Source organism: Gluconobacter cerinus, assembly GCF_025961355.1.
GTDB lineage: Bacteria > Pseudomonadota > Alphaproteobacteria > Acetobacterales > Acetobacteraceae > Gluconobacter > Gluconobacter cerinus.
In genome coordinates, this window is the sequence record NZ_JAOQNM010000004.1 from 1 (window position 1) to 22055 (window position 22055).

General features: G+C 56.4%; 19 protein-coding genes. 9 read left to right on the forward strand and 10 right to left on the reverse strand.

The genetic code is table 11. From position 1 onward, the window contains the following. Positions 1–12: 12 nt before the first annotated feature. Positions 13–1092, reverse strand: coding sequence for an IS5 family transposase (locus M2305_RS15615; protein ID WP_264649993.1), 1080 nt, complete (start codon positions 1090–1092; stop codon positions 13–15). 736 nt (positions 1093–1828) lie between these two features. Here M2305_RS15615 and M2305_RS15620 point away from each other — a divergent pair. The 4 genes from M2305_RS15620 (at position 1829) to M2305_RS15635 (ending at position 7772) form a co-directional block, all read left to right on the forward strand. Continuing rightward, positions 1829–4552, forward strand: a complete 2724-nt coding sequence (locus tag M2305_RS15620) for a Hint domain-containing protein (RefSeq protein WP_264649994.1) — start codon at positions 1829–1831, stop codon at positions 4550–4552. A gap of 313 nt (positions 4553–4865) precedes the next feature. Then, positions 4866–6197 (forward strand): autotransporter strand-loop-strand O-heptosyltransferase, encoded by a 1332-nt coding sequence (locus M2305_RS15625; protein WP_264649995.1) that lies wholly within the window; start codon positions 4866–4868, stop codon positions 6195–6197. A 275-nt stretch (positions 6198–6472) separates the two neighbouring features. Continuing rightward, entirely contained in the window at positions 6473–7525 is a 1053-nt protein-coding gene (locus M2305_RS15630) for a hypothetical protein (protein WP_264649996.1), read from the forward strand. A gap of 85 nt (positions 7526–7610) precedes the next feature. Continuing rightward, a complete protein-coding gene (locus tag M2305_RS15635) occupies positions 7611–7772 on the forward strand; it encodes a hypothetical protein (protein WP_264649997.1) in 162 nt (53 codons plus the stop codon). A gap of 90 nt (positions 7773–7862) precedes the next feature. On the opposite strand, the gene M2305_RS15640 is transcribed toward M2305_RS15635, so the two are convergent. Further along, positions 7863–8945, reverse strand: a complete 1083-nt coding sequence (locus M2305_RS15640; protein WP_264650015.1) for an IS5 family transposase — start codon at positions 8943–8945, stop codon at positions 7863–7865. Positions 8946–9082: 137 nt separating this feature from the next. After that, on the reverse strand, positions 9083–12223 hold the full coding sequence (locus M2305_RS15645; protein ID WP_264649998.1) for an error-prone DNA polymerase: 3141 nt from the start codon (positions 12221–12223) through the stop codon (positions 9083–9085). A 24-nt stretch (positions 12224–12247) separates the two neighbouring features. On the opposite strand from M2305_RS15645, the gene M2305_RS15650 reads away from it, so the two are divergent. Beyond that, complete coding sequence (locus M2305_RS15650; RefSeq protein ID WP_264649999.1) at positions 12248–12475, forward strand: hypothetical protein; 228 nt, start codon at positions 12248–12250, stop codon at positions 12473–12475. Here the strand turns inward: M2305_RS15650 and M2305_RS15655 are convergent. From M2305_RS15655 to M2305_RS15670, 4 genes are all read right to left on the reverse strand, one after another. After that, entirely contained in the window at positions 12460–13989 is a 1530-nt protein-coding gene (locus M2305_RS15655) for a Y-family DNA polymerase (RefSeq protein WP_264650000.1), read from the reverse strand. The two genes, M2305_RS15650 and M2305_RS15655, sit on opposite strands and share 16 nt — an antisense overlap. Then, positions 13874–14665, reverse strand: coding sequence for an ImuA family protein (locus M2305_RS15660; RefSeq protein WP_264650001.1), 792 nt, complete (start codon positions 14663–14665; stop codon positions 13874–13876). Before M2305_RS15660 ends, M2305_RS15655 begins: the two co-directional genes overlap by 116 nt. A 113-nt stretch (positions 14666–14778) precedes the next feature. Beyond that, positions 14779–15075 (reverse strand): hypothetical protein, encoded by a 297-nt coding sequence (locus tag M2305_RS15665; protein ID WP_061490698.1) that lies wholly within the window; start codon positions 15073–15075, stop codon positions 14779–14781. Then, positions 15072–15734 carry a ParA family protein gene (locus tag M2305_RS15670; RefSeq protein ID WP_061507245.1) on the reverse strand — a complete coding sequence of 221 codons (663 nt, stop codon included), beginning with the start codon at positions 15732–15734 and terminating at the stop codon, positions 15072–15074. Before M2305_RS15670 ends, M2305_RS15665 begins: the two co-directional genes overlap by 4 nt. A gap of 477 nt (positions 15735–16211) precedes the next feature. Between M2305_RS15670 and M2305_RS15675 the strand changes: the two genes are divergently transcribed. Together M2305_RS15675 and M2305_RS15680 are read left to right on the forward strand one after the other, a co-directional pair. After that, the gene (locus tag M2305_RS15675) at positions 16212–16589 is read left to right on the forward strand and encodes a hypothetical protein (RefSeq protein ID WP_041240861.1); all 378 of its coding nucleotides are present in this window, start codon (positions 16212–16214) and stop codon (positions 16587–16589) included. After that, complete coding sequence (locus M2305_RS15680) at positions 16586–17380, forward strand: phosphoadenosine phosphosulfate reductase domain-containing protein (protein ID WP_264650002.1); 795 nt, start codon at positions 16586–16588, stop codon at positions 17378–17380. Before M2305_RS15675 ends, M2305_RS15680 begins: the two co-directional genes overlap by 4 nt. An 80-nt stretch (positions 17381–17460) precedes the next feature. On the opposite strand, the gene istB is transcribed toward M2305_RS15680, so the two are convergent. Next, on the reverse strand, positions 17461–18246 hold the full coding sequence (gene istB, locus M2305_RS15685; RefSeq protein WP_211564224.1) for an IS21-like element helper ATPase IstB: 786 nt from the start codon (positions 18244–18246) through the stop codon (positions 17461–17463). Continuing rightward, positions 18236–19759 carry an IS21 family transposase gene (gene istA, locus M2305_RS15690; protein ID WP_264648228.1) on the reverse strand — a complete coding sequence of 508 codons (1524 nt, stop codon included), beginning with the start codon at positions 19757–19759 and terminating at the stop codon, positions 18236–18238. The genes istB and istA overlap by 11 nt, the downstream gene beginning before the upstream one ends. 66 nt (positions 19760–19825) lie before the next feature. Between istA and M2305_RS15695 the strand changes: the two genes are divergently transcribed. Next, entirely contained in the window at positions 19826–20698 is an 873-nt protein-coding gene (locus M2305_RS15695; protein WP_264650003.1) for a thiol:disulfide interchange protein, read from the forward strand. 26 nt (positions 20699–20724) lie between these two features. Further along, a complete protein-coding gene (locus tag M2305_RS15700; protein ID WP_264650004.1) occupies positions 20725–21222 on the forward strand; it encodes a hypothetical protein in 498 nt (165 codons plus the stop codon). A gap of 33 nt (positions 21223–21255) precedes the next feature. Here M2305_RS15700 and M2305_RS15705 read toward each other — a convergent pair whose 3' ends face one another. Next, complete coding sequence (locus M2305_RS15705) at positions 21256–21555, reverse strand: hypothetical protein (protein ID WP_264650005.1); 300 nt, start codon at positions 21553–21555, stop codon at positions 21256–21258. Between the last annotated feature and the right edge of the window lie 500 nt (positions 21556–22055).

The window sequence follows — 22055 nt, forward strand, 5'->3', positions numbered from 1 at the left end:
AGCTCTGGATTGCTATGCTGCGGCGTTGAGCCGTTCCAGAAAGAGGAAACGGCGCATATTGTAGACGATATTGGCCAGTCCGATCCTCATTGTGGCCCGGGTGATGCCGACGGTCCGGATGAATAGTCCTGTCTGTGACTTCTGATCGGCAAAGACGTGCTCAACGCGGGATCGGATCACTGATTTTCCAGCATTCGATTTCTGGATATGCCGGGGCATGGGTTTGAGATGCGGCTTTTTGCGATGGACCTTTGAAACGAAGCCCTGCTTCTCCATGAAGTCTTCATTGGCTTTTGAGCGATAAGCTGTATCTGCCCAGACGGTTGAGGCCGTATTGGTTTTATCCAGCAGCCCCTCTCTCAATCGCGCGCCATCACTGGCTGCGGCATGCGTTGTTTTCCATTTTCGGATGAACCGGAACTTCCGATCGATTGAAATATGGGATTTGTAGCCAAAGAACGGGATGGCGAGATCCGTTGTGGGGAGCGTTCCGTCATCCTGACGCTTTGCTTTGGTAAACTTCAGCGTCCAGCGTGCATGGCGATCTTTATGGGACAGCTTTGCGGGCTTGTCCTGCCAGTCTTCGGGAATACGTCCTGCTCTGAGATCCGCTTTCTCAGCATTTGTATTGCGCTGCTTTGGCGCGGCCACCAGTGTCGCGTCCAGGATCTGGCCTGACATCGGCAGATAACCGGCGTTGCGCAGAGTGGCATCAAAAAGATCAAACAGCCTTTCAATGGCTCCCGCCTGGGTCAGACGCTCACGGAACAGCCAGACCGTTTTGGCATCCGGAACCCGGTCCGACAGCCCCAGTCCCAGAAAGCGCATGAACGACAGGCGGTCGTTGATCAGATACTCTGTCCGTTCATCAGACAGATTGTTCAGCGTCTGGATCACCAGGATTTTGAACATCAGCACCGGATCAAATGGCGGACGACCGCCTTTGCTGCCGTCTGCATAGACCAGAGCCTTATTCAGGTCAGGACGAAATGCTTCAAAATTCACAGTCCGGGAAAACGCTTCGAGTTGATCACCCAGCCCACTCAGCCGAGCAAGGCGCTCTTCAACATCAAAGAAACCGGACTGCTTCATCTTCCATCTCTCCCACTCAACGCAGAAGAGATGGAATCATAGAGAAAGCCTCAAAACCAAGAGGTTTTTCGAACCCTCCAAGCAGCTTCTGGCCGGATTACTCCGGCATCCTGAAAAAGCGGCTTCTCACGTCGTTCAACGCGAAGCCTCTGTATCATGCATGGGGTATTAAACACTATCATTAATCTCTGATGAATAAACCCGCAGACAAGTCAGAAAACGTTCTGCGGATTTCTCGAAGTCTAATTGGAAAAACCTGAGAAATATTCAGAAAAATTTAAATACGGGCTCAAGAAGAATATCAAATTTCGATCGTTATCAGAAACCGGGTGCAAAAAGAATCGTTCTCGAATGTCCGAAAATAAAATCACCATCATGACGAGTTATAAAGGTTTATAAATCCAATCAAATTAGCGGCCATCCTAACGATATATTGTAACAATTGTATTGGAGTCCTCATTATTTCTAGATTGGAGTTCCGATTATCCAGTTCTGGCCGTAATTCTTTTTGCAGGACTCCAAAAAAATAATCCCAGAATTTATTTTTTTGAGTGTGATATTTTTTATAACGTTTTGAAAACAAGCATTTTTCTTCACGGAAATGATACTAGTTTCCATTTGGTTAAAAAGTTCCCAAAAACAATCTCCTTTTATTTCCTACTGTTGCTGTCTACAGGCCATAGGAGGGTAATGTTGATTTGTTATTAACTCCCCCGAAAAGCTGGAGCTTGATCAAATGGCGACGACATCTGTTACTTCCGGACAAACTGCTAGTAGCCAAGTTAATGCGGGAGACGTTGAATACGTCCAGAACGGCGGCACTGCTGCGGGTCAAACCAATTATGGTACGCGCTATGTACAATCAGGGGGAGTAGTGTCAGGCGGTGTCCTGTCTGGCACCGGTGTAGACTATATCGAGGCTGGTGGATCGTCATACCAGACTGCGATTAGTAGCGGTGGTGTCCGCTACGTTGAGTCAGGTGGTACCGCAGTCAATCCATATCTTCGCAATGGTGGCACAATCGTCGTCTCATCAGGCGGCCTTGTCACAAGCGCCAATGGCGTCGGCGGTGTTCTGAGTGCGCAGGCAGGGGCTATCGTCAACAGCGCATATGCTTCGGGCACGAATGCTAAGATTATCCTCGATAATGCGGCAATCCTGAGTGGCACAATCAGTGCAACGCAGTCTGCAACTGTATCAGGAGGGACAATCGGCTCCGGGGTCGTTGAAAATATCTCCTATTATGCGTCCGCAACGAACCAGATCGTTGCCAGCGGCGGTGTCGCCAATTTTTACGGAAGCACTTACTCGTCTGATATCATCGTCAGTGGCGGTACCCTTAACCTGAATGGCAATACGATTTCAGGTTATCAGTTCCAAGGGTCAGATGGCCTTATTACGATCTCCAGTGGCACGCTCAACGGATCCAATACTTCTGCAGTAACAGACGGGAATACCATTACACAGAGCGGCGGTACGGTCATTAACCAGACGATCGGAAGCGGTGGTATCCTCAATGTTCTAGGCGGAACTGCATCCAGCACGGTGATTGAAACGGGTGGAAGTGCCGTTATCAATAACGGCCTCGCCAAAGATATGTCAGTCAACGGTGGATCTGTCGATGTCGTCAAGACTTCCGGGGGAGCTTCGATCGGATTTACGTCTGGAGGCAGCGGGGGAACAATCACGCTCGAGAGCGGCGTGACATTTACCAATACGTCTTCTTCTTTTTGGGTCTCTTCTGGCGGAACTTACATCGTTAATTCGGGTGCGGTGTTAAACGGCGGCCACGTTTTGTCTGGTGGTACTCTTGTCGTCGATGGCGGAAAAACCTCTGGTGTTATACTGGATGGTGGCCAGATGTATTTGAATAACGCTCTCGCAACAACAAATACAACCTTTACGTCTAATGGGGGTACATTATACTTCGAAAGCGGTTATGCTGGCACCCAGACTTGGAACCTCAATAACAACGTTCATGCAGTTGTTTCAAGTGGCGCATCCCTGCCAAATACCACAGTAAGCTCTACAGCTCTACTCGATGTGTTGAGTGGCGGAACCGTTGCAAGTACAACTGTGTTGTCCGGAGGAAGTATCAACATCGAAAGTGGCGGTGTCATTGGTAGCCGCCTCACTGTTTCTTCTGGCGGTACTGCAGTCATGAATGGAACAGCCGGAAGCGGCATTGTGAATCTGGCGGGTGATGGCGCGAGCCTTATTATCAGCGGCACGACAATGCCAACGAATACCATTTCTGGCTGGTCTCCGACGGACACGATCGAACTGGCGTCTATCCCACAAGCCAGCGTGACCAGTGTCACCACAACCAGCACCGGCATCACATTCTATACGACCGGTGGCACATACTCACTCAACGTGCCGGGCGCCAGCAGCTACGGTTACACCCTGTCCTCCGACAGCAATGGCGGCCTGATCTACACGACGTGCTTTGCAGAAGGCACCTCGCTGATGACGCCGGATGGCGAAGCAACGGTCGAAACTCTCGTGCCTGGTACACTGGTCATGACACCCAAAGGCGCCATGCCCGTCAAATGGCTGGGCCACCGCTCCATCACCGTCTCCAGCCAGCCCGTCCCTGAAGACAACTGGCTCGTTCGCATCCGCGAGGGCGCTCTCGCCAATGGCGTTCCGTCCCGTGATCTGCTGGTTACGCAGGAACATTGCATGGTCTTCGAGGGCAAGCTGGTTCCGGCCCGTATGCTGGTCAATGGCGCCTCAATCCTGATTGATCGCACGATCAACAGCTACACCTACTACCACGTTGAACTGGACAGCCATGAAGCGGTCTGGGCTGAAAATGCACTGACCGAGAGCTATCTCGATACGGGCAACCGTGACCAGTTCGACAACCACACCGTAACGACCCTCTTCGGAGGCTCCAGAAAAATGGGCGGTTCAACAACACTACCGCTTGAGACGTCCCGGGCTTTCGTTGAGCCGATCCATGCAGCCATTGCGGCACGCGCCACCAGTGCTGCGCCGCAGCCGGAACTGACCACAGACCCGGACCTGCACCTGATCACGAACTTTGGCGAGATCATTCGTCCGCTCCGGCAGGCGAACGATCGGGTCATGTTCATGATCCCTGCGAATGTGGAAAGTGTGAGCCTCGTTTCCCGGACCAGCCGTCCGAGTGATACAATCGGACCGTTTGTGGATGATCGCCGTGATCTCGGCGTTCTGGTTGGGGACGTATCGCTCTTTGCATCTCGCAAGACAGTCAACCTGACTGCGCATCTTTCCCTGCCTCACCTGGCCGGATGGCACGGGCTGGAATCCTCCAGATACCGTTGGACAGATGGAAATGCGGCTCTGCACCTGCAGGACGGTTCTACGGTCGGCAGAAATCCGAGTGTGCTCTCTGTTCAGATCGTGGCCAGTGGCCCCTATCTGATGGAAGCTCCTGTTACTCAGACTGAACTGCGTCAGGTCGGATAACAGGCTTTAAACACTGCTGGGGAGATCATCGTCTCTCCAGCAGTTCTCTATTCTGCTTCGCGAGCCACTGCCTGCGTGTGTTGTGTCTTATTCCGGTGAGATATCCCTCTTTCCGCATTATACACTGCTCTGAATAAGACCAAGAGAGTTGCAGATATACTGACAGATCTGATCGGCAGGTGAAGGCACTCTGTGGATTCAGAAATTACAGTAATCCTCTCGCAGTCGGGCTCGCAAACTCATTGTGATTTCTTCTTGATGGCTGAGAACAAATCCATTTCTGATGTTTTGCTGCCTCATCTGAAAGCTCTGCATGTCTGCGCCTGATCTGACGTCTGTGTCCGTGTCGTCTGCAGAGGCGCCAGCCTCGGCTCCCTCTCTTTCACAAGACGTCCTCTCTGCCGTCGAGACAGAGACGAAATCTCCCTATCTTGCCATTTCTCCTGTTCCGGTTGTCGAGGCCGGTCAGGGCGTGCGGTTCGACTTCAATGACGGTGCGCGGGTCATGGTGCCTGAAATTGCCTCTGAGATTGGTCAGTGGCACGTCAGGTTGTCGGACTATGCTACCGGAAATATTCTGTTCGATGCCCGCCTCAAGGGTGGCATGGTGGCTTCGACCAAGAAGTTCTTTGTTCCGTTCCTGATTGATGCCTGGATGGAAAAGCCGGATGGCACCCGTGAAGATGTGCTGCACCATGAGTTATCCCTGGAAGGGAAGCCCGTTCTTGTTCAGCTTCCCGTTGGAACACTGGGAGACACGATCGCATGGCTACCTGCGGTTTTGCGGCTCGCACGGGAAAGTGGTGCCAAGGTGACGTGTTCTGTAGCGGATGTCATCCTGCCACTCGTCAAGGAGGCCAATCCGGACATTACGCTTGTGGGCCATGATGAAGCCAAGGCGAACAAGGATTTCACGACCGCATTCTACGCCAGCTATAATATCGGTCTGTTCTTTACGGACCCCGAGTTCACGCATCAGCCGACGGATTTCCGCCATGTCGGCCTGCATCGGACGGCGGCCTATATTCTGGGGGTTAATCCCTGGGATGACACTCCGCCACCCATCACGATCCAGGATGGCGGTACGCCTCCCATTGAGGGGCCGTATGTTGTCATTGCCACGCAGGCCAGTACGCAGTGCAAATACTGGAACAACCCGGCAGGCTGGCAGGAGGTCATCGCGTTTCTGAAAGCTTCAGGGTATCGCGTGATCTGCATTGATCAGAAGACGTTTCATGGAACGGGGTATGTGTACAATTACATTCCTCATGGCGCCGAGGACGAAACGGGCAACCGGCCTCTGTCGGAACGGGCACGTTGGCTGAAACATGCCAGCTTCTTTATTGGCCTCTCCAGCGGTCTGGCATGGCTGGCTCATGCCGCAGGCACTCCGGTTGTGATGATTTCAGGCTTTACCCATCCAGACAACGAATTTGCCACGCCGTATCGCATCATTAACTGGCATACCTGCAATTCCTGCTGGAATGACCCGCAGCACCAGTTTGATCATCAGGATTTCTTCTGGTGCCCACGGCATAAAGGGACGGATCGGCAGTTCGAATGTACCCGCCTGATCACCGGGGCTCAGGTCATCCACACTCTCAAGCGTCTCATCAAGGATAAAGGCTTGCTTGAAGGTAAGTGACGTTCATCCGCGCAGCGCTGGTCACTATAAGTATCTTCCAGATCTGGCAGCCTGAGTATTCTTTTCGAATAGTCTCACAAGACCGTTTCTGGTGTTCGGCAGATGTTTTTGTCTCCAAAGATGGGAACATCGGTGTCGGAAAACAGATGTTTTTCGACACAGGTAAAATTTGTGTATGACAAACCAAAAAGTGTTTCACAGAAGACAATGTGTGTAATATATCTATACTAATGCTCCGTTGCGGATGACGGATCTGAGTGTGAAAGCCATAGCAAATGAAGATTCGTGCGAATGCCACATCGACCTTCCGCTTTACGGAGCGTGCGGCTGCATCTTTGGAAAGATTTTTACGAACCTTGTCCGTGGAGCCAAAAAACATGAACGACGCAATGAATATTGCGCTCGCCGCCCTCCCTACGAACACTTTCATAGATGACTTTGTTGAGCTCGACAGAGATCACCAGAGCGCGCTTATAGGCATCCGAAAGAGATATGATGCTTCGGGGATCTTGAGGAGGGTGGATTGGTACTTCCTCGTGATGAGAGCGTCGATGGCAATCAAAGGCTTTCAGGGGCCAAGCGTAAAACCGGTGACGATCAGAGCTATTCTTGAAATGACGCAGGCCGCATACGGACTTCTGAAATCCGACAATTCCGCAGTTCGTGATGACCATTATTTCCTCGGAAATCTTGGCGGCCTGATGGGCTATAAAACGCTTGAGGAGCGCTTAATTCATCTCCTGGAGGATGTTTCCAAATATACATCTACATCGGCAGCGGAATTTGCTCTTCGCAATATTGAAGTAATGCTCCGTGACGATCTAGCAGGTACAGACCCGCTTGCGATTACCTCAGTGTTAAGTCCATACTTCAGACAGATATTCCGTATTGCCACACGTTCGTACTTTCATCAGAATCAATCCCCATTAGAGGAGGTAGATGCTTCTCAAAAATACGCGCCTAATTTTCAAGGCTTCTACGGAACCGGCAATATTCTTCATGTAACGCAGTGGTCGAGTCTCCAGGCAGGCTTCATCGTTTCTCTTCCCGGGGATCGTAACTCTGCGTCTTTCTGTGCAAATAATATTGAAGAAATTGATATATTTGCAGCAGCGTTCCTGAGCAAAGAAGCGGTTTTCGAGAGCAAGTGTATTACTGTTAGTGAAATTTATCCAACGCGAGATCGCTTCCTGGCACTTGGTCGGGTTCGAGTATCTTTGAAAGCTGAAGATTTCAGTACGGTGCGTGACGCTTTTCGAGATTTCTATCAGGATCCATTAGCACTCACGGCACTCGCGAAGAGTTACGATATGTATGGAGAAGTATAATGGGTGAAGGCTCCATTACTAACGTCACAGCGTGCCCGAACCTCTCCCCCCTATATGCTCCGGTATAGCGGTAAGGATTGTCGCGATGAACACAGACAATGATAAAACCGAAGGAAAAGCAGGCGTGAACAGCGACAGCGAACACGATCAAGAAAAACTGGGGGGCGTTTCTGACCTATTTGGGATGGCTCGTGATCTAACAGATGGAGGGATCGCAGAACCGTTGGTTGATGTGCCTTGGTTCTGATTTCAGGCTTTTGGCGATGTGATTGACGGTTTTTGGGGTAGCTTTTGATCTGCGTTTTGAGCAGATCGAGGGTTGGCACCCGCTGAATAGCTACGCGCTCGCGTTCAACCTCTCCAAAAACAGAAAGCGCCGCATGTTGTAGACGATATTGGCCAGGCCGATCCTCATGGTGGCCCGGGTGATACCCACGGTTCGGACGAACAGACCCGTCTGCGATTTCTGATCGGCAAAGACATGCTCGACACGCGACCGGATCACCGACTTCCCTGCGTTGGACCGCTGGATGTGGCGGGGCATGGGCTTGAGATGCGGCTTTTTCCTGTGGACCTTTGAGACAAAGCCCTGCTTTTCCATGAAGTCTTCGTTGGCTTTCGAGCGATACGCGGTATCGGCCCAGACGCTTGAGGCGGTATTGGCTTTATCCAGCAGGCCCTCGCGCAGCCTGGCACCATCACTGGCAGCGGCATCCGTCGTCTTCCATTTCCGGATCAGTCGAAACTTCCGATCGATGGAGATGTGCGATTTGTAGCCAAAGAACGGGATGGCGAGGTCCATGGACGGCATGGTTCCATCTTCCTGCCGTTTTGCTTTCGTGAACTTCAGCGTCCAGCGCGCATGCCTGTCCTTGTGGGACAGTTTTGCCGACTTATCTTCCCAGCCTTCGGGGATCCGTCCTGCCCGGAGATCTGCCTTCTCAGCGTTTGTATTGCGCTGCTTTGGAGCTGCCACCAATGTCGCGTCCAAGATCTGGCCTGACATGGGCAGATATCCGGCGTTGCGCAGGGTGGTATCAAAACGATCAAACAGCCTTTCAATCGCACCAGCCTGCGTCAGGCGCTCGCGGAACAGCCAGATTGTTTTGGCGTCCGGCACACGGTTCGACAGTCCCAGACCAAGGAAACGCATGAAGGACAGGCGATCATTGATCAGGTATTCCGTCCGCTCGTCGGACAGATTGTTCAGCGTCTGGATCACCAGAATTTTGAACATCAGCACAGGATCAAACGGGGGACGGCCGCCTTTGCTTCCGTCTGAATAAGCCAGTGCCTTCTCCAGATCAGGGCGGAACGCCTCGAAATCCACAGTCCGGGAAAACGCTTCAAGCTGGTCACCAAGTCCGCTCAGCCGAGCAAGCCGCTCTTCAACATCAAAGAAACCCGGCTGCTTCATGATCCATACTCCAATCAACGCAAGGGAAATGGAATCATAGAGAACAGGTCAGAGCCAAGGGGTTTTTCGATCCCTCCAGGTTCAACACCAACAAGTTTCTCTCTATTATTCAAATAAGATCGGTCAAACCGATTACCCTCTTATCGAAAGTCCCGAGCCTTCAGCAGCTCCGATCCCTGAAGCAACGGCGTGCGGTCTTCCAGACTGAGCACAACAACATGGATCACATCGCCTTCCTTCTGAAGCCGCCCCTTACAGGCCAGAAGACGGGACGCGAGAAGAGGAAGCCGGTGCTTCTCCTGCACATCCTTCCAGACAATCAGATTGGCCGTGCCCGTTTCGTCTTCGATCGTGACGAACATGGTGCCGTTGGCCGTCCCTGGCCGCTGCCGCATCAGCACAAGACCTGTAAGCTGGATCCGGCGCCCATCCCGCAGGTAAGGGAGATCCCCACAACGAACGATCCCCTCTTTTCGTAAGTCCTCTCGGAGAAACGCGACGGGATGCCCGTTCAGACTAAGTCCTGTCGCCCGGTAATCCTCATGCACCGACGCCCGCTCTGACATCTGCGGTAGGGCAATCTCCGGCTCGATTACTTCCGGAAGCGGAAAGTTCCGACCCCGATCCGCCGCTTCAAACAACGGCAGGGCCGTGTCCGCTAACCCCTTGATCGACCAGAGTGCAGCACGGCGCATCTGTCCGAACACCCGGAAGGCATCTGCTTCTGCCAGACATTCCAGGGCCGAGACCGGCACATCCGCACGCCGCCAGACGTCATCAATACTCTCATAATCTGGCATCCGAGACGCGATCAGGGCGGCACCGTGTCCGTTCGCCAACCCGCGCACCGTTCTGAACCCCAGGCGGACGGCCGCGTGCCGTCCGTTCCGGCCGCGCTCCAGTGTGCAATCCCATCGGGAGGCATTGATACAGATCGGCCGGACCTCGACGCCATGGCGTTGTGCGTCCTGAACAATCTGGGACGGCGCATAAAATCCCATCGGCTGGCTGTTCAGCAGGGCGGCACAGAACACATCCGGGTAGTGGCATTTCATCCAGGCCGACGCATAGGCGATCAGGGCAAACGACGCGGCGTGGCTTTCCGGGAAGCCGTAGCTGCCAAACCCTTCGAGCTGTGCGAAGGTCTGTTCGGCAAAGTCCTGCTCATACCCGTTGGCCAGCATCCCGTTGACCAGCTTGTCCCGGAACGGCGACACGCCACCTGTCATTTTGAACGTCGCCATCGCGCGGCGGAGCTGATCCGCCTCGCCTGGCGTAAAGCCCGCGCAGTGGATCGCGACCTGCATGGCCTGTTCCTGAAAGAGGGGAACGCCCAGTGTTTTCCCGAGAATGCCGCGCAGGGTCTCGGACGGATAGGTGACAGGCTCCAGCTTCTCTCTTCTGCGGAGATAGGGATGGACCATATCGCCCTGGATCGGACCCGGCCGCACGATCGCCACCTGAATCACCAGGTCGTAAAAGGTCCGGGGCTTCATGCGCGGGAGCATGGACATCTGCGCCCGGCTTTCGATCTGGAATGTCCCGAGCGTGTCGGCTTTCTGGATCATGCGATAGGTCTGCGGATCCTCGGCCGGGATCGACGCGAGATCCATGCGGGTCTGATACACGGTGTGCAGCAATTCGAACCCGCGACGCAGACAGCCCAGCATCCCCAAGCCCAAAACGTCCACCTTCATGAAGCGCAGGACGTCGATGTCATCTTTGTCCCAGACGATAATCTGCCGTCCGTTCATGGCGGTCGGCATCAGAGGCACGAGTTCGTCCAGGCGATCCTCGGTCAGCACAAATCCGCCCGGATGCGTCCCAAGCTGGCGCGGAAAGCCGAGAAGCTGGCGCGCGAGGTGTAATGTCAGGCTGAGGCGGCGGTCTTTCAGGTTCAGGCCAAGATCAGCCGCGCGCGCCTTGCACAGATCGGGATCTGCGAGAGAGGAGGCGATGTGTTTGGAAAGCTGGCCGGTCAGATCCTCTGGCAGCCCAAGCACCTTGCCGACTTCGCGCAATGCGCCCTTGGGCTGATAGCGCTGCACGGTGGCGCACAGGGCCGCGCGATGACGACCATAATGCCGGTAGATCCACTGGATAACTTCTTCTCGGCGGTCACTCTCGAAATCGACGTCGATGTCGGGCGGTTCCTGCCGTTCGGCTGAGATGAACCGCTCGAACAGCAGGCCCGAGCGAACCGGATCAATACTCGTGATGCCCAAAACATAGCAGACCGCCGAGTTCGCGGCGGATCCGCGCCCCTGACAGACAATTCCAAGTGAGCGGGCATGACGCACGATCGTATTCACGGTCAGGAAATACGGCGCGTAGGACAGAGAACCGATCAACGCCAGCTCGTGGGCGATCTGCGCCTCGACCTCAGGGGGCGCCCCGGCCGGATAGCGACGCGGCAGTGCGGCCTCGACCAGGCGTGTCAGTGTGTCCTGCGCGCTTTCGCCCGATTTCTCGGTTTCGGTCGGATACTGATAGGTGAGGTCATCCAGACTGAAGGTACAGGCCTCGGCAATTCTCCGCGTGTTGACCAGAGCATCCGGAAAGGCGGCGAACAGTCGTGCCTGTTCTTCCGGGGCCTTCAGATGGCGATCGGCGTGAACGTGACGGCGGTTGCCGAGAGCATCGACGGTGCAGCCTTCCCGGATCGCCGTGACCACGTCCTGAAGAACGTGCCGGCGCGCATCGTGGTAAAGAACATCTCCCGTCACAACGCAGGCCAGTCCCCGGACTTCGCAGAAAGCGGTAATCGTATGAAGGCGCGCCACATCCCCGGGCTCCCGGAGCATTGTCAGCGCGATAAACCGGGTCTCTTCTTCGCCCGCCCTTTGTCCGGGCAGATCCAGCAGGCTTTGAACGTGCCCGGCAAGCGCAGCCAGATTTTCGGGTGGCAACAGGATCAGGATGAGGTCCGGTGCTGCTGCGATGAGATCTTCCCATCCCAGAAGAAACACGTCCCGCTCGCCCCGATGATGACCAAGCGTCAGAAGCTGGCAGAGACCTGCCCAGCCCGCACGGTTGCGGGGATAAGCCAGGAGCGCACTGCCATCGCGCAATGCCAGACGGCATCCGGGCAGGAGACGAAGACCGGCCTCCCGCGCCGCCAGATGGGCGCGAATGACCCCGGCCACAGTGTTCCAGTCGGTCAGACCGATCGTGTCATAGCCGAAAGCCTTTGCCTGGAACATCAGCTCATCCGGCTGGCTGCCCGAGCGCAGGAATGAAAACGAGGACGTCACCTCCAACTCGACGTAAGGCACGCTCACGGCCTAGCGCCTGTGCGGATGCGGGTGTCGGCTGCTGTCAGGCGCGTTGCTGGTGGGCGCGCGCATGACCACGAAGCCGGAGCGTTCGAGATAAGCGACCAGACGCTCGGCTACGAGACGCGCCATCAGTTCGGCGGCGTCATGCGTCCGCCTGCGTCCGTCATAGCACAACGCGTGCATCAGGACTTCGGCCACGTCCGAAGTGCTGGCCGGGATCAGGTCATCGCGGGGGTCCATCAGAAGACCCCCTGAAGAAACCAGTCGCCCGAACCGGACCAGTCGTGGGAGCCATCCCCTTTGCGAAACAGCCACAGGCGCAGGCCGGTCGTAGTCTCGACCTGCCAGTAGTCGCGGATCGCGCCATAGTTTTCGGCGGTCTGCCACCACTCGCCAATCAGACGTTCCGGGCCATCGGCCGCTGTAATACGATGCGTCTGGCGTTTGAGGATGAACTGGCGGGGCGCACCGTCCGGAAGCAGGGCAGTCACCTGCACCCGGACGGGCAGATCGAACAGACTGTTCGGCCGCGCCCAGAGCATCTGGCTCGCGAAAGGCGATTTTGCCATGTCGCCCGGAGAAACGCGAGACTGTCCGTCCTCTGGCCAGGCGGTAAACCGGGGCGCAAGCTGGTGAACCGAAATAACGCCCGGGCGGTTTAGCAGCCGGTCGATCAGAGTGGCCGGGAGGCCCGTTTCAGAGGATCCTGCTCCGTCCGGAAGGACAGACCGCTCAGGCCCGGCTTCGAGCGGTTCGTTTGCGCTAACTGTCAGGATAACGGTTTCAATTCCGAACTCGGGCGCGATCTGAGGGATCTGGTCTCGCAGCAGGCGCGTCAGACGCGGCACGTCAGCCGTTGGGTCGGACGTCCCCACGCGGACGGCCTGAATGGATCCGTCCACGCGCACGCAGAGAAAGTCGAGCTGCCGCGCCCCCTCCCCTCGCGCCGTCAGCTTTTCGCAGACAACCGGCACGAGTGCGGCAATCACCGTGGCAATGGCGTCCGGTGTGCTGATGGGCTCGACCAAAGACCGGGTCAGGGAAATCCGGTCCGCAGGTTGAAACACGCTGAGCGGGCTGGCCTGCCGTCCAAGAGCCCCATCGAGACAGGTGAGAAGCTGCGCCCCAAATCGCTTGGCCAGAGGCGCGCGAGGGAGGTCTGCAAGGGCGCCAATGGTGTTCAGTCCAAGTCGGGTGAGGCTGGAGAGCGTCTTCTCGGGTAACGGAAGCGCTGAACAGGGCAAAGGGTGCAGCGCCTGTTTCTGCTGACCGGGAGGCACGAGACAGATCCGGTCGATCGCCGAGCGGGCCAGGGCGCGTGAGGCAGCGGCCGTATCGCTCAGCGCCACAGAGCAGGAATGCCCCCTCGCCTGCAGGCGTTCCCTGACGAGATCAAGCATCGCCGCCTCGCCGCCGTATAGATGGGCGCATCCGGTGGTATCGCTGTAGAGACCGTCCGGAGCATCGAACGCGGGCAGCGGCGACAGCCAGATCAGCCAGCAGCACAGATCGGTCAGCGCGACCCTCTGTGCGTCGGCGTCCTCTTCTGCGGTCAAAAGATCCGGCACCAGGGAGCGGGCCTGTGCCAGCGGCATTCCGGGTGCCAGTCCGACAGCGAGCGCAGCCGGACTGACACCGGTGACGGTGTGACGGTTATGTGCCAGCGCGTGCACAACGAGCGGCCTGTCGGTCGGAAAGTCTCCCGGGCGGGAGAGCTGGAGGCGCTCGGTGCGCCAGAAGGGCATCCAGAGAGCGAGAAAGCGGCGCATGATCGGTGCAGTCGAGGATCCAGTGAGCAGGGCGGCCTCCCCTCACCCGCAGCAGCGTGGCAGAAAGGCGTCGGGAACCGGGACGCGGCATGGTCAGTCCCGGAAGCGTTTGAGGCGATGAAGGATGGGAGAGGACCCGCCACCGCGTGGCGCACGCACAGGGGTCTTTTCCAGGAGCTTGTGCGAGAGGCGCAGAGCGCAGGAAAAAGCCTGTGTTCCCGCTCGCCTCCACAGCCAGATTGAGGCGGCGGATTTCCTTGAGCGTTGGGACGTGACGTCCTGCGATCACGGCCAGTGCGCGTTCTGGCCCGCGCAAGATGTCCTCGGCGACCGACAGCAGGTTAGCCGGGTCCGTTTCAATGCAGACCAGATGTTCCAGTGAAACACCGGACTGATGCAGCCCGCAGGCGTTCAGTTCGGCAGATGTGTCGCTGATCCAGAAGACCGGCCCCCTGCCCTCTTTCAGGATGGGCAGCAGCATGGCGAGACTGCCCCCCGTCTCCAGAGGATCGGAGATCAGAAAGTCATGCAGGCTACCCGTTTCGAGGCCACCGCCGAGATGGTCATCGACGGCAGAATGCCCGGTAGGCAGGGTGTCAGCATGGGAATGAGGAAGGCTTCGACGCTCCAGGCGTCGGACCTGCTCGCGCAGTCGCGCCACGGCGTCCGTTGTCATCTTTGTTCTCCTTAACGAGAACATAAAGAGAACAAACCTGACGCGATTGCAAGTTTTTTTGAAGTTACCCGGTAAATATAATTACCGGGTTTATTATAAAACCCGATAAACTATCAAACCGGATTATTTTCTTTATACAGCTTCCAAGCTTCTTCTATGACAACGCCTTGGGTAACGCCTCGCCTGGTTGCCTCCTTAGCGATTTCGTCGGAGACGTTGGGAAATACCTTAGCGTGCAGTTGTCCTGTTCGTGGGCTGGGTAGGCGTCCTCTACGTTTCGCAGGTTCTCTGGCTATGAAACCATGATCCGCAGCGACACGATCAACTCGCTCAACAGCGGAGGCAGATGCGACTTTTTCTCGCGACCTGAGCTTTCCAACATCAATCGCAAAAGGCTTTTTCTCTGTCATTCTGCTGCTCCTGTAAGGCGTCGGTACACAGCTTGTGCAAAGCCATCGGCGTTTTCGATCGCTGCCACCATGTTACCTTGTGGTGGGATCGAGTGAAGATCTCCACCAAACTCGAAAAGAGCGGAAAACGCAGCACGCTCCATTAGAGGGGGCGTTATCACGTCCACGCCTGATTCCCTGAGTGAAGCTTCAATGCCTGAATGCTGTTTGGAGCGAATTGCCCGCGTCATTGTGAAAACAACTGAGTGAGGAATTTTGCGCCCTAAAGACTCTTCTTCCTCTGCTACTAGAGCAAGGGCTCTCGCTCCGATTGTCGCGTCCAACGTGGTTCCTCGCATGGGCGTCAAGACCAAATCTGCTTGAGAAATCGCGCGCGAAACCAATCTCGATGCGACGCCTTCCAAATCAACAATGACGATTTTCCCATCAGCATCGTGCCTTTTGATCGTCTTTATGATGTCGCTTTCAGAGACCTTCGTTATCAGGCTGATTCTAGGCGGCTTCGGCGCGCGGTCAGCCCATAAAGTCAGCGCTTCGTTCGGGTCGCAGTCTAACAGAGTTACCTCTGCTCCATAGTGTGCGAGCTGGGTTCCCAAGATGACAGCAGTAGTCGATTTTCCAGCGCCTCCTTTGGGGGACGCGATAGCGATGACAGGCATTGTGTTCTCCGCTCAAAGAAGCCGTGCTGACCTACGTTCGTAGTGCCGCCTCCTGTTTTAGTAAACCGGATAAATATTAAAACCAGATAAAAAAATATATCCGGTAATAAAAATAACCGGGTAATATCTTCCCAGGACTTCAACAGGAGTGTTCCAACTCACCCTTCCACTGGCGGCTTCTGAAGCGGGATCAAGGCAAAAAACCGGATAAGAGCAAGAACCCGGTAAGAACAAAAACCAGATAAAAAGAAAAACCGGGTAAAAAGAAAAACCCGATAAAAAAAAGGGAAGGGCTGGCTGGGAGCTGCCCAGCCCGCAACAGGTGGGTCAACGCGTGTCCTCGCCATGCTCGCCGGCTGCGCCGCCTGCGCGTGACTGCGGGCCGCGTTGATCCTGCCGCTACGCGGCACTGTTGCAGTCTGAACAGCCCCCAGCCGGACGCGACGATGTTCAAAAACCAGAAATGGATCGAGCATCATGCGCCGTCATTACCTTCCTTATGTCCCAACTCCACGCGGTCGGCCGCCCATGCGCTGGACCGACACCCAGGAGCCTGTGTCCTGCCGCAAGTGCAACGAGCACTGGGAAGGTGGCGATCCGGCGCTGACAATCGCCTGCACGGGCTGCAACGCGCCAGCCCATGAGCCCTGCCGTCGCAGTGCGGGCGGCAATGAGCGGGTGTGTGCGTGCCGGGATGAGGCGGCCACCCAGCTTGGACTCCTCTCACGCTGCGAAGGCCTGAGCTGGGACAACCGGCATGTAAAGCCACTCATGCTCCGGGCCGCTCCTGTCCCCACCGCCCTGATGTGCCGCTCTGTCCGGACAGGTGCTCCTGTCAGCAGGTTTGTGCCATGACGCCGGATCTGACCTCCTATGACAGCATCATCGTGGCCGTGTCGGGCGGGAAAGACGGCACCGCCTGCCTCCTTGACCTCCTTGAAGCCGGGGCTCCGAAGGACCGCCTGGAACTGTGGCACCACGAGGTGGACGGGCAGGGGCCATCCTTCATGGACTGGCCCTCCACCTCGCCCTATGTGAGCGCGCTGGCGCAGGATTTCGGGCTGCCGCTCTATCGCTCCTGGCGAGAGGGCGGCTTCGAGCGGGAGATGCTGCGCAACGCTGCCCCAACGGCGCCTGTCCTTTTCGAAAGCCCAGACGGCCTGATCCGCGTGGGAGGGGAGGGGCCGATCGGGACGCGCCTGCGCTTCCCCCAGGTCTCCGCCAGTCTGACGACACGCTGGTGCTCCGGTGTCACCAAGATTGACGTCGCCGATCGCTCCTTGCGGGGGCAGGAGCGCTTTCTGAACCGGCGCACGCTGTTCGTAACGGGCGAGCGGGCCGAAGAAAGCCCCAACCGTGCCCGCTATGCGGCCTTTGAGCCGCACCGCACGGACACGCGACATGGCACCCGCCGTCGCCGGCACGTCGATCACTGGCGGCCGGTTCACCAGTGGAGCGAGACGCAGGTCTGGGACAGTTTGAAGCGCTGGAACGTGATGCCGGCGCTGCCATACCGCATCGGCTTCTCCAGGCTGTCCTGTGCCACCTGTATTTTTGGCGATGCGCGGCAGTTTGCAACGATCCGCTGGCTCGATCCTGCCCGCTTTGAACGCCTCGTGCAGTACGAGCAGCAGTTCGGCTGTTGATTTTCACTGAGAACTGACCCTGGGTTTTCATCAGGAATTGACCCGGCCTGTGGTTATCTCTCCTGTGTTTTATGGAGAGGTCAAGCGGATAAGGTTTTTTTGTCCTTTCTGGCCTTTGGGGCGGCTGTACTGGCGCGGAAGCGGTAGCTGTCATTGCCTGTTTCGAGGATATGACAGTGATGGGTGAGGCGATCGAGAAGGGCGGTTGTCATCTTGGCGTCGCCGAAGACCTCGCCCCATTCACCGAAGCTCAAATTGGTGGTGATGATAACACTGGTACGTTCGTAGAGACGGCTGAGCAGGTGGAACAGAAGTGCGCCACCTGATGCGCTGAATGGCAGATATCCCAGCTCATCAAGGATCAGCAGGTCGAGACGCAGGAGGCGTTCGGCAATCTGTCCGGCCCGATTGGCGGCCTTTTCCTGCTCCAGGGCGTTGACGAGATCGACGGTAGACCAGAACCTGATTTTTCTACGGTGATATTCGATTGCCTGTACGGCCAGGGCAATAGCGACGTGCGTTTTACCCGTCCCGGGTCCACCGATGAGCACGACGTTTTCAGCGCGATCCACGAAGTCTCCTGCATGGAGCTGACGAACTGTGGCTTCATTGATCTCGGCAGCCGAGAAGTCGAAGCCTGCCAGATCCTTGTAGGCCGGAAACTTCGCCGCCCTGATCTGATAGGCAATGGAGCGCACCTCGCGCTCGGCCAGTTCGGCCTTGAGGAGCTGCGCGAGGACAGGAACGGCCGCCTCGAATGCTGGTGCTCCCTGCTGGCCCAGCTCTTCTGTGGCTTGCGCCATGCCGTACAGGCGCAAGCCCCTCAGCATAACGACGAGAGCACCGATAGCAGGATCATGACGCATGGCGGGTCGCTCCACGCAGAGTATCATACCGCCCTGTGTCGGCCCGGGGTTCGTGTTCGAGCTTCAGCGCCTGTGGCGCATCGATCCTTGGACCATCCGTTTTCTTGGCGTCGGTCAGACGGTGCAGTGTGTTGAGGATATGGGTCTTTGTCGCCACGCCATCCCCGATTGCGAGTTCGACAGCACAAAGCACGGCCTGCTCGTCATGATGGAGAACCAGAGCAAGGATCTCGACCATTTCCCGGTCACCACCGGGACGGCGAAGCAGATGGGTTTGGAGAATGCGAAACGCTTCGGGCAGGTCCGTGAAAGGTGCGCCATTGCGCAAGGCACCCGGTTTGCGCTGGAGTACAGCCAGGTAATGCCGCCAGTCATAGACCGTTCGTCCAGGCAGCCCATGGAAGCGCGTCACGATCCGGGAGTGCTCGCAAAGCACTTTGCCTTCGGCTGCAACAACCAGCCGCTCAGGATAGACGCGCAGACTGACAGGCCGATTGGCAAAGGACGCTGGCACGCTGTAACGATTGCTCTCGAACTGAATGAGGCAGGTCGGCGATACACGCTTGGTGTGCTCGACAAACCCGTCAAATGCTCGTCCCGGCACCATCAGGTGAGGCATCTCCGCCGCATGCGCCGCGGCGACATTGCCAGGCAGTTCGACATGACGCAGGCTGATCCACTGCTCCAGGCAACGCGTCTCAAGCCAGGCATTCAAAGCTGTCAGGTCTGGAAAATTCGGCATGTCCTGCCAGATCTGCCGCCGCGCGTCCTGAACGGTCTTCTCGATCTGTCCTTTCTCCCAGCCTGCGGCCGGATTACAGAATTCCGCCTCGAAGAGGTAATGGCTGACCAAGGCAGAAAAACGCAGATTGACCTGACGGGCTTTGCCCTGCCCGATACAATCCACCGCTGTTTTCATGTTGTCGAAAATACCTCTGCGGGGAACGCCTCCCAGAACGCGGAAAGCCTCTGTCAGGGCATCGAACAGCATTTCATGCGTCTGGAGTGGATAGGCCCGCAAAATGAAGGCACGGCTATAGCAAAGCTTGGTGTGGGCAACCTGCAGTTTGATCCGCCGTCCCCCAATAACCGCCCAGTCCTCACCCCAGTCGAACTGGAAGGCTTCGCCTGGCTGAAAGCTCAGGGGCACGAACACGCCACGCCCCGTCGTCTGTTTCACCTTCTGCTGCTCGGCTTTCCACTCTCTTATGAAGGCGGCAACCCGGCCATACGACCCCGTATAGCCAAGCGCTACAAGATCCGCATGAAAGCGGCGCCCTGTGCGTTTATGTTTGCGCGACTTCGAAGCCTCAAGCATCAGCCAGTTCGTCAGCTTTTGTGCAAACGGGTCCAGCTTGCTCATCCGGACAGTGCTCGCAAAAACCGGCTCAAGCGTTTCGGATCGAAGATATTTGCGGATCGTATTCCGCGACAGGTGCGTCCGGCGCTCAATCTCACGGATCGGCAGACGATCCCGATAGTGCCAACGGCGGATTACACTCAACAAGTCCATGCTGATCACTCCTTCGCCTCCCGCGCTCATGCGTCGGGAGCAGTGTCAGGCATGGGTCAATTCTGAATGAAAATTTCCCCGCTCCCAGGGTCAGTTCTCAGTGAAAATCAACAGGCAGAGCCGCAGCACGGACTACAGACAGGTGTTGCTCATGGCGATAACCAGCTTCTGGTATTCTTCACGCCTGAAAATCACAGCTTCATTATTGGCGGGACGCTCATTCCCGTTCCCTATGACCGCCTTCACGAGCTGATGGGCAAACGGGCGACAGATCTGGAGGTCTGGCATGGCACCAGGGGCATGTTTGTGCGCAACGGCGACCGCTTCCAAGTAGTTTATGCGACGCCAGACGGTCAGGCCGCGATCGCCGGCACGGTGTGGGACACCGCAGGCAAAAACATCACAAGACAGCAGATCCGCTACATTCCAGGGGCCGTTCCCACGGTTCGGATCGACGTCCCGGGAGGCGGAAAGGCCTCGGCCGGTTCGTTGTCCGAGCAGATCTATGCTGGTGTGATCGGCCAGAAGGGCGCGCCGGAAGTGGTCATGTTCATTGATCCGCGCTGCACGTTCTCGATCCGGGCCATGCAGCTCCTTCAGCCCGCCGTTGATAGCGGCAAGCTGCGTCTAAGGGTCGTGCCGCTTTCGCTCCTGGATTATGAGGATGGCGGCGCAAGTACCCGTTACGCAAAGGCCATGGCCTCGCTGCCTGAGGATGCCAGTATGGTTCAGGCCTGGACGTCTGGAGGCCTTTCGACTGCTCTGGATCAGCCTTCTGCCGAAGCACAGTCACGACTTGACGCGAACATGGCCGCCGCGAAGGCGGTATCGCTAACAGGCACTCCGACCTTCTTTTGGAAGCACCATGACGGATCTCTGGGACGTCTCGATGGCATGCCGCCCGATCTGAACAAGTTCCTTGCGGACGTCAGCCAGTGAGCGGGGCGAGCGAAAAGAAGGGAGTCTTGGCTAAAACAGGCCGGGCCGCCCGGTTTGTTGTTGGCTCTCCATCCGTCGCAGTCGGGGCCACGAGTATTCGGGATGGCTACAGTCTGCTTCGGACGCTCTGGGGCATCGTCCGGAGAAAGCCTAAGGCGGAGGACGGATTTCAGGTGGATGAGTCGGGTCGCATCGACCTGGTTGCGACGGCAAAAGTGTATGATGTCAGTCCGGCCGCAGTAGAGATCTATCTCCAGAACCAGCAGGCCAAGACGTATCAGCGCGCCTGGGCCGCCGCCCTCATCGGGGCTTTTCTGCTCGCAGCTTGGATCATCGTAGGCCTCAGCGGTTCATGGCACAGCCAGACTCTCGTGACAGCGATCGAAATGATGCCGTTCTGGTTCGCTCTGGGGCTTTATGTTCTGCAGAATGGCTGGATGAACTGGCAGTTTCGCCAGCGGCGAAAGGCCGGAATGTTGTCCTATATCAGAGAGGCCGACACCCTTTTCCCTCGACGGCCCTGAAACAAAAAGCGGCCCAGGCGGGCCGCTTTTCTTTTAGAAGGTTCCAGGTGGGTGCGTAGAGTTATTGTTGGGGCCACCAACGGCCCAGCCCGCGTGCTCATAGTCTTCACGGCCTCCCGAATTGCGGGGATCTTCGATTTTTACGATGTGGCCCTGCCGGTCATAGACAGGCGGTGCCCAGACGGCTCTTGACGACCCGTAGGCCGCGCCCGGCTCGTAGCGAGCATGTTTAAGCGGAGGCGGCTTTGGGCCATGGCCGTGATCGGCCGAGACGTTTCCTGAGCAAGCAGCCAAAGCAAAAAAAGTGATTACAGGAAGAAAATTTAGTTTCATTGACCAGTCTCCGTTTTGACAACACGAAAACTGGCACAATCATCTGCGACTAAGACCGAAAAGCCGTATTAGGCTTCGAAATCAAAGACGGAGTCCTTGTGAGCGACGCAGAACTCTCCAGCTCTGTCCGCTTCAAATGAGCTGAATTTCTTCAGACATTCGCTCCTGAGTTCGAGGAACACGGTGTCCGGACAATCCAAATTTTTGAGCTTAACCACATTGCGCTCGCACTCTTCGACTTGACTAACATAGTCATTTATCAAGGCAGAAGAGGTGAAGGTCATTGTGGATAGTATAGCGAGAGTATGAATAACGCTATCAACACAAGATTGTGTTCTCGCGCAAAAAGACAATGCATCGAAGCTATTAACTAGAGAACCTGACTGATTACTCTCTTGCCGTACAACCGAACCCATCCGACACCTTTACAACAACTAGATGAACCTGAGGTCAGATCGCACCAGAGTTCTGGATACAGTCTCTTTACGGACTTTATCTGC